This window comes from Arcticibacter pallidicorallinus (assembly GCF_003002875.1).
GTDB classification, from domain to species: domain Bacteria; phylum Bacteroidota; class Bacteroidia; order Sphingobacteriales; family Sphingobacteriaceae; genus Arcticibacter; species Arcticibacter pallidicorallinus.
Map to the genome: position 1 here is coordinate 145563 of NZ_PVTH01000004.1, position 12721 is coordinate 158283.

Consider the following 12721-nt stretch of genomic DNA (forward strand, 5'->3'; position numbering starts at 1 on the left):
TCAATTAGCTGGTTGATATTGTGCGTGTTGTAATACTCTTTTATACTCTTTAGGAAACACTTTGATAAATTTCCTCGATTCTTCTGCCCAATTGCTCAGAACATACAGCGCAAGATGACTCTTGGTAAGCTGCATGTGTGTCTTCAGTAAAGCAAGGATCTGTTCCTCATCTTCGCCTGAAAGCGGATCAAGATCCACCATCTCCGGATTGCAGTTCTCAGCAAACGTGCCATCGGTATCATATATCCAAGCTATACCACCGCTCATACCCGCAGCAAAATTCCGTCCTGTTTTCCCTAAAATAAGGGCCCTTCCCCCGGTCATATACTCGCAGCCATGATCTCCAACGCCCTCTACCACTGCTGTAGCACCAGAGTTACGAACGGCAAAACGCTCTCCAGCCTGTCCTCTTACAAAAAGTTCTCCTGAGGTTGCGCCATAAAGCGCTACGTTACCGATGATAATATTATCTTCAGGAACAAGCGTACTTTCCGAAGACGGATAAATCGCTAACCTGGCCCCTGACAGACCTTTACCTACATAGTCGTTGGCTTCACCTTCCAGCTCAAAAGACAGACCCTTAGCAGTAAATGCGCCAAAACTTTGTCCGGCTGAACCGGTAAACTTGTAGTTGATCGTATTATCAGGTAGACCGGCAGAATGATAAATTTTAGAAACTTCATTCGACAGCAATGTACCTATTGTTCTATCCGTGTTCTTCACCTGGAACGTTCCAAACACCGGTGTCTTATTCTCTAAAGCCTGTTGCGCATGCTCCAAGAGTTTCCAGTCGATGATATTATCCATCCCGTGATCTTGAGACTCACTGTTATAAAGCGTCAGATTAGAAGGATTAGTAACAGGATAAAGTATAGACGAAAGGTCCAGGGTTTTCGTTTTCCAATGAGTGTTGTTCTCGCGAACTTTAAGGAATTGAGATCTGCCTACCATATCGTTGATGGTCCGGAAGCCCAGTTCTGCCATTATCTCGCGTAGCTCTTCAGCTATGAAACGGAACAGGTTCACGATGTGCTCCGGCTTACCGGTAAATAGCTTGCGCAGTTCAGGATCCTGAGTGGCAACACCAACCGGACAAGTATTCAGATGACACTTACGCATCATAATACATCCGCCTGCAACCAATGCAGCAGTAGCAACTCCCCATTCTTCAGCACCTAAAAGCGCAGCGATAGCGATATCTCTTCCGGTCTTTAGCTGACCATCAGCCTGTAATACAACGCGACTTCTCAGCTTGTTGCGTACCAGCGTCTGGTGCGCTTCTGCCAAACCAAGTTCCCAGGGTAATCCAGCGTGCTTGATGGAGCTTATTGGAGAAGCACCTGTACCGCCATCGTAACCCGCAATCAGGATCACATCCGCATGTGCTTTGGCAACGCCGGCAGCAATAGTTCCCACTCCTGCTTTAGACACCAACTTAACGTTGATACGGGCGGCGCGGTTTGCGTTCTTCAAGTCGAAGATGAGCTGAGCCAAATCCTCAATAGAGTAAATATCGTGGTGAGGAGGAGGTGAAATTAATCCAACCCCCGGGGTTGAATGACGAACCTTAGCGATCCATTCGTCCACCTTATGTCCAGGTAACTGACCGCCCTCCCCTGGTTTCGCACCTTGAGCCATCTTAATCTGCAGCTCGTCAGCATTAGCAAGGTAGTAAGAGGTCACCCCAAATCTTCCCGAGGCAACCTGCTTGATAGCTGATCGCATAGAATCTCCATTGGGTAGAAGCTGATAGCGAATATCGTCTTCACCTCCTTCTCCTGTATTACTCTTTCCACCTATACGATTCATCGCGATGGCAAGAGTGCTATGAGCTTCATGGGATATAGACCCGAAGGACATCGCGCCAGTCGCGAATCTTTTCATGATTGATTCGATAGATTCTACTTCTTCAATCGCAATAGCCTCGCGGTGATGAGCAAAATCAAACAGACCGCGTAGTGTGTACATCTTCTGCGACTGATCGTTTACATGCTTAGCATATTGTTTGTAAACGGAATAGTCATTCGTACGGGTTGCCTGTTGAAGAAGGTGAACGGTCTGCGGGTTGAAAAGGTGAGCCTCTCCTCTTCTCTTCCACTGGTAAATGCCGCCTTCAGACAACAGTTGCTCCTCAGGTTTGGAATGAATAAACCCGTGGTTATGTTTAAATAAACTTTCTTTCGCTATTTCGTCTAAGCCAAGGCCACCGATACGTGTGACAGCTCCCGAAAAATAGCGGTCAACGACTTCTTTATTTATGCCGAGAATCTCAAAGATCTGAGCCCCCTGATAGGACTGCAAGGTAGAAATCCCCATTTTAGAGAAGATCTTCAGCAAGCCGTCGCAGATCGCCTTGACATAATTCTTAGATAAGTATGGGTAGTCTAAAGACGTCTCCAGCTTACTTTCTTCTTTAAGCGTATGAATGGTGGCCAATGCCAGGTATGGATTGATGGCAGTCGCTCCAAATGCCAGAAGACATGCAAAATGATGAACCTCCCAAACATCACCGGCTTCAACTACCAGGCCAACCTGGCCGCGGTAACCTAACCGAATAAGATGGTGATGGACGGCTGAAACAGCCAGTAGAGACGGAATCGGCGCATGTTCAGAGTCGATCGCCCGGTCAGAAAGAATCAATACTTCGAATCCGTCATTGACAGCATCTTCGGCATAGCGACATAAGCGCTCGAGACCGTTTTTCAGGGCACCTGCCTGTCCGTCAGCTTTGAAGTACGTCTGCAAGGTCTTTGCATGGAACATACCTGTGTCGATACTCCTTAGCTTTTCTAATTCGTAGTTGGTTAGAATAGGATGTTTCAAAGCGACAACATGACAATGCATCTTATCCTCATCAAGCAAGTTACCATTGCTTCCGATGAACGTCGCAAGGCTCATAACCATCCTTTCTCTGATAGGATCAATTGGAGGATTCGTCACCTGCGCAAAAAACTGCTTGAAATAACTTGAAATATGTTGCGGACGATCCGAAAGTACAGCCAGAGGAACATCAGTCCCCATAGATCCTATAGGCTCCTTTCCATCAATAGCCATTGGCTTTATGATCGTCTCTATATCTTCTCTGGAATAACCAAATACCTGCTGATATTTTAGCACAGCGTCCTTAGCGAGATTAGTAAAAGCTACTCTCGGCTCCGGAAGCTCTTCCATATTGATTTTGTAGTTCTCCAGCCACTCCCCATAAGGCTGACCTGAAGCGATCTTATGCTTGATCTCCTGATCGGTTATGATCTTTCCTTCCTTAAGGTCGACGAGAAACATTTTGCCTGGTTGTAAGCGACCTTTCTTAATGATGATGCTTTCCGGAATGGGAAGAGCACCGGCTTCTGAAGCAACGATGATACGTTTGTCGTTCGTCATCGCATAACGAAGTGGTCTCAATCCGTTTCTGTCAAGAAGTGCGCCGATCTGACTTCCGTCAGTAAAAGTAAGCGCCGCAGGTCCGTCCCAGGGCTCCATCAATGTTGCATGAAACTCATAGAAGGCCTTTTTCAAGGGATCCATTTGTTCGTTTCCATCCCAGGCTTCGGGGACAAGCATCATCATGACATGCGGCAGTGAACGGCCTGTATGGGCTAAAATCTCAACAACGTTATCCAGACATGCAGAATCAGACTGATTGCTGTCTATAACTGGCAAAATAATATCCATATCCTCTTTCGAGAAGTACGATGATGCATATGATCTTAACCCAGAGTAAAACCAGTTAAGGTTTCCTGTCAGCGTATTAATCTCACCATTATGCGCCATAAAACGGAAAGGCTGTGCAAGCTTCCATGACGGGAATGTATTGGTCGAAAAACGACTGTGAACCATCCCGAAAGCCGAAGTCAGTCTTATATCTCCAAGATCTTTATAATAAGTTCTTAACTGATAAGTGGTTAACTGCCCCTTATATACGACAATGCGACTCGACAACGATGCTATATAGAAATCGTTACCGTATCTGGTAGTCTCGTTGATAGTTTTGGTGATAAGTCTTCTTAATACATACAACTTACGCTCAAAATCGTCAGAATTGACATACGAAGACGGTCGTCCTACAAAAAACTGCTCAACCGATGGTTCCACAGCAAGTGCAGACTCACCTACAACCGATGGATCAACAGGAAGTGCTCTAAAACCCAGTAACGGTAAACCTAGTTTTTCAACGGCATTGACCAGGGCAACCCTGCAAGCTTCTTTCGAGCCGGAATCTTTGGGGAAGAACACCATACCAACACCATAATGACCAGGCTCGGCGAGATGAATGTCGAGGGAAATACATTCTTCCATCAGAAATTCATGAGGAATCTGTATTAAGAGTCCTGCTCCATCTCCCGTCTCGGGGTCGCAACCGCACGCTCCCCGGTGCTCCATATTTTCCAGGATCGTCAGCGCATCAGAGACATTTTGGTGTGTTTTCTGTCCGTTAATATGGGTGATAAAACCCACCCCACAAGAATCATGTTCAAATTCCGGGCGGTATAAACCCATCTGGTCATTTTCAGTTTGTTTCATCAGATATACAGTGCAAATTACGTATTAAGGTCCTACCTCACAAGTTGAATTCATCAACAATAGTTACAAAACATTCAAGTTAACAAAAGCAAACATAACTTTTCTTAACAAGTTTTTAAAACGATTTGGGATTTTTTAGAATTCTCCTAATTCAATCCTTCCTCCAAACAATCTCGCAGAATCTTCAAATGCTTGGGGGAATTTTTTATCCAAGTTAGCAAATTCTTATTTTTTTTCAAAATGATTTTCATGTTTTGTTTTAATTCATACCTTTGTGCCAAGGGTTAGTCTTCTACGACCAGCTCCTTTTGAACTCCCCCAGGGCGGGAACGCAGCAAGGGTAAAAAGTCGTAGCGGTGCGATAGAAGGGGCTAGCCCCTTTTTTTTATTCCAAAAATTCCACTATTTTTTCCTAACCAGATATCAAAAGTTTACCTTTAGACCGGCTACTGGTTTCACATAAGTAAATCTCAATCCCAGCGGCTATAACTAATTAAATATTAACATGAAATTTTTTATTGACACAGCCAACCTGGCTCAGATTAAAGAAGCTCACGACATGGGAGTTCTTGACGGTGTGACCACAAATCCAAGCTTGATGGCAAAAGAAGGAATTACGGGCCAAGAGAACGTAATCAATCATTACAAAGCTATTTGTGAAATAACAGACGGTGATGTAAGCGCTGAAGTCATCGCTACTACATTCGACGAAATCATCGTTGAAGGAGAAGCCCTGGCAAAATTGCACCCAAAAATTGTTGTTAAAGTTCCTATGATTAAGGATGGTATAAAGGCTATTAAATACTTCACTTCAAAAGGAATTAAGACCAACTGCACACTTGTTTTCTCTGCTGGTCAAGCACTCCTGGCTGCTAAAGCTGGCGCAACATACGTGTCTCCTTTCGTAGGACGCCTTGATGATATTTCTACAGACGGCATAGCGCTGATTGAGGAAATAGCTACCATTTACGCAAATTATGGATACACTACTCAGATCCTCGCGGCATCTGTTCGTCATCCAATGCATATTGTTCAATGTGCAACCGTAGGTGCTGACGTAATTACTGCTCCTTTATCAGCAATCGCAGCCTTACTTAAACATCCTCTTACAGACAGTGGACTCACTCAGTTCCTTGCGGATCACGCAAAGGCAGCTGGCAAGCAATAATCATCCTGAACGTCCGTGTAAAATACGGACGTTTCTTTTTAACTCTACCCTTCCTCTAATGTCCGACACCCCCACCCAAGTTGATGTTCTTATAATCGGCGCAGGACCAATTGGACTAACCTGCGGAATTGAGGCTCAGAAAGCTGGTCTATCCTATCTGATCATTGAAAAGGGATGCCTGGTAAACTCCCTCTATAACTACCCGTCAAACATGACCTTTTTCTCCACTTCAGAGAAATTGGAAATTGGTGGTATCCCCTTTGTCTCTGTAAATTTGAAACCCACAAGGGCTGAAGCTCTTGAGTATTACCGACGTGCTGCTGTACACTTTAACCTGAACATTCGACTCTTTGAAGAGGTCATGAATGTGCTTCGGCAGTCAGATGGCATTTTTTCAGTAAGGAGTGTGAAAGGTTCCTACCTGGCGAAAAACATAATTATATCTACCGGATTTTACGACGTGCCTGTAAAATTGAATATACCCGGAGAAGAGCTTCCTAAAGTCAAGCATTATTATAAAGATCCGCACTATTACGCATTTCAGAATGTGGCAGTAGTGGGAGCAGGAAACTCTTCTGTAGACGCAGCTCTTGAAACGTTTCGAAAGTCGGCGAATGTTACTATGATCATTCGTGGTTCAGAGATCAGCCATCGAGTAAAATATTGGGTTAGACCGGATATTGTAAACCGCATCAAAGAAGGGAGCATCAAGGCATATTTCAACTCGTCTCTGGAAGAAATTACACCCACGAATATAACCATCCGCACGCCAGAAGGCCCGGTCTCGATTCCTAACGATTTTGTACTTGCCATGACGGGCTACCTGCCCAATTTCAATTTCCTTAAAGATATCGGTATCGAATGCTCAAGGGACGAACTGCAACTGCCGACTCATAGCGAAGAAACCATGCAGACCAACGTTCCGAACATTTATCTTGCAGGCGTGGTGTGCGGCGGAATGAACACGCACAGCTATTTTATCGAAAACTCGCGTGTGCATGCAGAAAAAATCATCAGACACATACGCTCGCAGAAGATTTAATTACCCTTTCATGACCCCATTTCCAAATTTCTCTTAATAATCGGTTAAACACTCAGTATCTTTGCAGCGATGAACATACAGGAGCTATTGCAGAGAGCACTCAACTTTGATTTCCTTAGTCAGGCAGAGGGTGTTTACCTATTTAAACATGCGACTACCAATGAACTGATGTATACGGCTAATGAGCTCCGTAAAAAACAGGTTCCTCACGGAAAAGTCACATGGCAGATAGACCGCAATGTCAATACTACAAACGTGTGTATTGCCAATTGCAAATTTTGTAATTTTTTCAGGCGTCCCGGTCATGCCGAAAGCTATATTACTGACATAGAAACCTACAAGGTTAAAATCGAGGAAACGTTTCGTCTCGGCGGAGATCAGCTCCTTTTACAAGGTGGACATCATCCTGATTTGGGTCTCGCTTTTTATGCTAACCTATTTAAGCAGCTTAAAGAACTCTATCCTACTCTCAAACTACATTCTTTGGGCCCACCGGAGATTGCTCACATCGCAAAACTCGAGGGAATAAGTCATACAGAGGTCTTAAGAGAATTAATGGCATCAGGGCTCGACTCGCTTCCTGGTGCAGGAGCCGAAATATTAAATGACCGTGTTCGTCGTCTGATATCAAAAGGCAAGTGCGGCGGAAAAGAATGGCTCGACGTCATGCGGGCCGCACATCAGCTGGGGCTAAGTTCGTCTGCAACTATGATGTTTGGCCATGTGGAAACAATTGAAGAACGCTTTGAACACCTGGTGTGGATACGAGAAGTACAGTCCGAAAAGCCAGAGGGAACAGAAGGTTTCATCGCATTCATACCATGGCCGTTCCAGGATGATGGCACCCTACTTAAAAGGGTGAGAGGAATTAAAAACGACGTATCTGCTGACGAGTATATCAGAATGTTGTCGTTGAGTCGTATCATGCTTCCAAATATCAAAAACATCCAGGCTTCCTGGTTAACAGTCGGAAAAGCAGTAGCGCAAATCTGCCTCCACGCTGGAGCTAATGACTTTGGATCGATCATGATTGAAGAGAATGTCGTCAGTGCCGCCGGTGCGCCCCACCGCTTCACTTCAGCCGGCATACAGCAGTCGATACGTGAGGCAGGATTTGAACCTCAGCTGCGTAATCAGCAGTATGGCTTCAGAGAAATTCCTCAAGAATTACAACAGCAAACTATTACGTATTAAAGACATATTCACCACTAATTGTTATTTTAGGTATTTTCAACAAAATTACCTAAATGACTCTTCAAGCAATTATTGTCGACGACGAAGAATACAGTAGAAAATCACTCTTCTTTCTTATCCAGGAAAACTGTCCGGATGTACATGTCAGCCATATTGCCCAATCCGCTCAGGAAGCCCGGGATTTTGTCGCTAGCAATCGTATAGACCTCGCATTCCTGGATATCGCCATGCCAAGAGAAACGGGCTTCGACCTGCTCCCCGCATTGCAGAAGCAGAATGTCATGGTGATCTTCACTACTGCGTATGACCAGTATGCACTCAAAGCTATCAAGTCAAACGCAGTAGATTACCTTTTGAAACCCATCGATATTTCCGAACTAAAGGAGTCTGTAAACAAAGCAGTAAGATGGGCGGAGCTTATCAGCGCTCAGCCTGCTTCATCAAAACAAGAACAAAAAGCAGAAGATTGGACAAAAACAGCTGACTCGAAATCCAAAATCACTTTGCCGCATGCTCACGGATATCATGTTATCGAGCTCGAAGATATCGTGTACGTCGAAGCTGATAGTAACTATTCGGTATTCCACCTGAAGAAGGGCGACAAGATCGTGATCTCCAAACCACTCAAAGAGTTTGAACTCTATTTGGAAGAGGGCAGCTTCATGCGCATTCATAAATCGATAATAATTAACTTCCGATTTGTAAGTGAGTATTCCACCAGAAATGGAACCCAGGTCATCTTGAAAGACGGGAGGGCGCTGCCGGTTTCGAGAAGAAAATCAAATGAGTTTCAGGAGCGGTCACGACTGTACTTCCAAAGATGAGTAAGATGAAATTCAACTACCTCAGGCTAGCCTTGATCGTCCTAGGGTTGATATCCTGCATCAGCGGCTTTTCAGCGACACTAAACTTCAGACACTATTCAGTGAACGATGGTCTGGCTAACTCAACAGTATACTATATCTTTCAAGACAGCAAAGATTTCATCTGGATTGCAACGGAAAGTGGTGTGAACCGGTTCGACGGTAATAAATTTGAGTTATTCACAATGGACAACGGACTGTCAGACAATGAGGTCCTTCAGATACATGAGGACTCCTCCGGAAGAATCTGGTTCCTTACACTCAACGGAAAACTCAGTTACTTTTTCAACGAAACTTTCTTTAATACCACAACTGACCCTTGGTTGAAAAAGAGCATAGGGAACGGAAGCCTCACCTCCTTTTATGAAGATTCATTGTCAAGACTTTGGTTCTCAACGAATCAAAATAGGCTGATCCAAATCGATGCAGATAGAAAAATCCGCATCTTCTCATCTTCAGACCATTCTCTCCTCAACGCCTTCGTAACAGAAACCCCTCAAAAAGAACTAATCGCCTTTTCGGAACACTCCGTCTTTAAACTAACTCGGGAAGGCTTTGTACGAATGCCACTAAAAGATTTCCCATCATCGCCAAAAGCAATCTTTCGAGATCATGAGCGCAATAAGATCCTCTTCCTGAGCGCTTCGGGCCTGATGCAATACGACGGCTACACTACCAAGAAGGCAGGTGATACTCAGCAGAAAATCCCATCAGTTGTTAGCGGACTGCTTATGGAAACAAATAATACCTGGATTGGAACCATGGGTTTCGGTTTAATAGTCTATAATAACCAGAGCAAACTTTCTGAAGTTCATTTGAAGAATCTTAACATATCTCACATTCTAAAAGATAAACAGGGGAACATTTGGATCTCTACTATAGGCAAAGGGGTTTACCTTCTACCCTATCAGAGAAACTTTACAAGACACATCACGAAATCAGATGGCCTATCGGCAGATGCTATAACGAGTATTGCCAAAACTCAGGATGAAATTTTACTCGGATACAGCAACGGAAGTCTGGACATCCTGAAGGGTGAGACAGTTGAAAACATCCTTTCCCAACCTCCGAATAATTATGACCCGGTAAAAAAGCTATATTATCAGGCGTCTTCCGGATCACTCTGGTACGCATCCGACAATACCCTTCTAAAAATCCTCAGTAACGGAAAACGAATCAATCTGCTCAACGATCCTCAATGGAGTCGTTATGCCCTAAAGTCGTTCAGCCTGAACAACAAGAACAGCCTGGCTGTGGCGTTAGCCTCAGGCGTCTACATTTTGAAAGATGAAGATACCGGCCAACGTGCCTACTCCAATCTCTCATCCTCGTCGCGCGTCCTTGGTCGTGCTTTCGCTGTGCACTACGACAGCGACGGTAACTTATGGTTTTCAAATATTCGGGGACTCCATTACTTAAAAGGAAAGAATCTGATTGAGCTTTATACTAAGTACCCACAACTCAGACATCGGATTACCGATATCGCTACGCTGTCGGATAATACAGTTCTATGCTCTTCTTATGGCTTTGGCATTTTTGTCGTGAAAGGTGGTAAACTCATCAAGACAATAACTACGAGCGATGGCTTGCCAAGCAACATCTGCAAAAAACTTTTTGTTGAGGGAACAAACGTCTGGGTCGTGACAGGAAAAGGAATAAGCAAGATGAGCTTTCAAGCCGATATTGCAAAGATCAATAACTACGATACTGAAAAAGGGCTTTTATCAAATGAGATCAACGATATTTATGTACTGAAAGACACCGCTTATATTGCCAGTAACACCGGTCTGACCATTTTTAAAGAAACAGCTTCAGCAAAAACAACGTCATTGACGCCCGTGATTATACGTTCCGTATCCGTAAACAATAAGCTCTCCAGCTTTGAGAAGATCAAACACCTCTCTCACCGCGAGAATAATGTCAGCGTCACTTACATCTCTATGGATTATGCAAATCCTAAACGAGTGATGTATAGCTACAGAACTAACCTAAAAGAACCATGGATCGAAACGGACGAGCAAACAATAGAATTCAGTTCCTTAAAACCAGGCCGGTATAATTTGGAAATAAGGGCGAAGAGCATGTATACGGGCTGGACAAACCCAACAAAGATCCGTCTGAATATTGAGCAACCTTTATGGATGCGCTGGTGGTTCATTACGCTCGCGACTGCCTTTGTGTTTTTTTCACTCTTTTTACTCATGAGAAAGTATTACCGGGTTAAACAAGTCAAGGAGAAAGAGAAGTTAGTTACGAAAACCAGATTGATATCTCTGGAGCAACAGGCGTTACAAGCGATGATGAATCCTCACTTTATCTTCAATGTAATGAACTCTATCCAATATTTCATCAATACCAGAGATAATGCCATGGCAAACCAGGTGCTTACCGGCTTTGCCAGATTGATCCGCAAAAACCTCGACATCTGCAATAAAAGCTATATCAGCATTGAGGAAGAAATCACTTACCTCGGATTATATCTTTCCCTGGAAAAGCTTCGTTTTGGAGAAAAAATGAGCTACAGCATCACCACCCATACAGACGTTGATCTGGCCAATACCTATATTCCCTCGATGCTCCTTCAGCCTTACGTGGAAAACGCTATATGGCATGGTATTATGCCGATGGATGATCCCGGGGAGATATATGTCGAGATCATCAGTGCCGAAGATAATCTGATTTTAACTATTCGTGACAATGGTATAGGCATCAATGAATCATTAAAATCAAAAAGTAGCGACCATATCAGCAGAGGCATGCAGCTAACTCAACAAAGAATTGGGCTGATGAACAAAATCAGCCGAAGCACGATGTCCATTTCGGTATCACAACAGCCTACGGGTGGTACAATTGTCACGGTAACGATTCCTTTGAAACCGTTTACTCATTCATAGCAGCCGATAGCTCAATTCACCGAATAGACTATCGATCCATTCATTATTATTGTGCTGTTAACCTGAAATCAACAAACAAAAATATTTTTATCTAAGTGTGTGTTTAGCGGTTGAAGCTTCCCAAAAGTTTCACCGCTTTTTTTTTGCTTAAATTTTACTTTGCCTACCTTTGCAGTCCATTGGAAAATATAGCACAACATATCGAAGCCCTGATCTTTGCATCGGAGCAAAGCATTACCCAAAAAGATATTTCACTCGTCTTACAGGAAATCTTCCAAGTAAGCATACCCTTGACAGACCTTCAGAAACATCTTAACACGATCGTGAGAAAATACAGTGATGATGCCTTTCCATTTTCAGTCGTAGAAATAAACGGCGGATATCAGTTTCTAACGAAATCAGCTTATCATCTTAGTGTACATAAATTGCAGATCCAGCGGTCAAAGAAAAAGCTCAGTCAGGCTGCTCTCGAAACATTATCGATTATAGCATATAAACAACCTGTCACTAAGCTTGATGTCGAACAGATTCGCGGAGTGAACTGCGACTACACGATACAAAAGCTGCTTGAAAAAGATCTGATTGCCATCTCTGGTAAGTCTAAAGCTATTGGAAAGCCCTTACTCTATAGCACAAGCGCTACATTTATGGACTACTTTGGAATTAATTCTGCAGCGGAACTACCTCAAATCAAGGATCTACCGTCGGAGACGGAGATTATTTAAAATGCATCTGAATGAGAATGCATGAATACGTTTCTCAGAAGCCCATTTTTCTATTATTTTTGACTCCAAAATAAAACAAGCTGAAGCAAAATTTTTCTAAATTTAAAGGAGGGAATATCTCCTAAAGTGGGTAAGCAAAAAATAATTTTAGAGCAAATAGAAACATGAAAAATTCAGTGACAAAACCGGAAGAGTTAGATGACGAGCTTTTTAATGAAGACGAGGAAGGATTTACCGATCCGATTGAAGATCTTGGTGGCTTCGACGATTTAAATGAGTTTGACGACGATGAGTTTTAAAGGCGCTCCGCTGCC

8 protein-coding genes and 1 other RNA gene are annotated in these 12721 nt (G+C 43.6%); 8 read left to right on the forward strand and 1 reads right to left on the reverse strand.

Annotated elements, in window-relative coordinates; translation table 11 throughout:
• Positions 1-4521 (reverse strand): glutamate synthase large subunit, encoded by a 4521-nt coding sequence (gene gltB, locus B0I27_RS07950; protein ID WP_106292705.1) that lies wholly within the window; start codon positions 4519-4521, stop codon positions 1-3.
• Between the two features lie 282 nt (positions 4522-4803).
• On the opposite strand from gltB, the gene ffs reads away from it, so the two are divergent.
• The 8 genes from ffs (at position 4804) to B0I27_RS17800 (ending at position 12706) form a co-directional block, all read left to right on the forward strand.
• Positions 4804-4901: signal recognition particle sRNA small type (gene ffs / locus B0I27_RS07955), an RNA gene on the forward strand.
• Positions 4902-5026: 125 nt separating this feature from the next.
• Positions 5027-5689, forward strand: a complete 663-nt coding sequence (fsa, locus tag B0I27_RS07960; RefSeq protein WP_106292706.1) for a fructose-6-phosphate aldolase — start codon at positions 5027-5029, stop codon at positions 5687-5689.
• 58 nt (positions 5690-5747) lie between these two features.
• Positions 5748-6731, forward strand: a complete 984-nt coding sequence (locus B0I27_RS07965) for a YpdA family putative bacillithiol disulfide reductase (RefSeq protein WP_106292707.1) — start codon at positions 5748-5750, stop codon at positions 6729-6731.
• A 69-nt stretch (positions 6732-6800) separates the two neighbouring features.
• Positions 6801-7925 carry a cyclic dehypoxanthinyl futalosine synthase gene (gene mqnC, locus B0I27_RS07970; protein ID WP_106292708.1) on the forward strand — a complete coding sequence of 375 codons (1125 nt, stop codon included), beginning with the start codon at positions 6801-6803 and terminating at the stop codon, positions 7923-7925.
• 53 nt (positions 7926-7978) lie between these two features.
• Positions 7979-8749 carry a LytR/AlgR family response regulator transcription factor gene (locus B0I27_RS07975; RefSeq protein WP_106292709.1) on the forward strand — a complete coding sequence of 257 codons (771 nt, stop codon included), beginning with the start codon at positions 7979-7981 and terminating at the stop codon, positions 8747-8749.
• A 5-nt stretch (positions 8750-8754) separates the two neighbouring features.
• Positions 8755-11682, forward strand: a complete 2928-nt coding sequence (locus B0I27_RS07980) for a sensor histidine kinase (RefSeq protein WP_181276718.1) — start codon at positions 8755-8757, stop codon at positions 11680-11682.
• Between the two features lie 179 nt (positions 11683-11861).
• Positions 11862-12407, forward strand: coding sequence for an SMC-Scp complex subunit ScpB (gene scpB / locus B0I27_RS07985; protein WP_106292954.1), 546 nt, complete (start codon positions 11862-11864; stop codon positions 12405-12407).
• A 164-nt stretch (positions 12408-12571) separates the two neighbouring features.
• Positions 12572-12706 carry a hypothetical protein gene (locus B0I27_RS17800; RefSeq protein ID WP_281260335.1) on the forward strand — a complete coding sequence of 45 codons (135 nt, stop codon included), beginning with the start codon at positions 12572-12574 and terminating at the stop codon, positions 12704-12706.
• Positions 12707-12721: the final 15 nt, after the last annotated feature.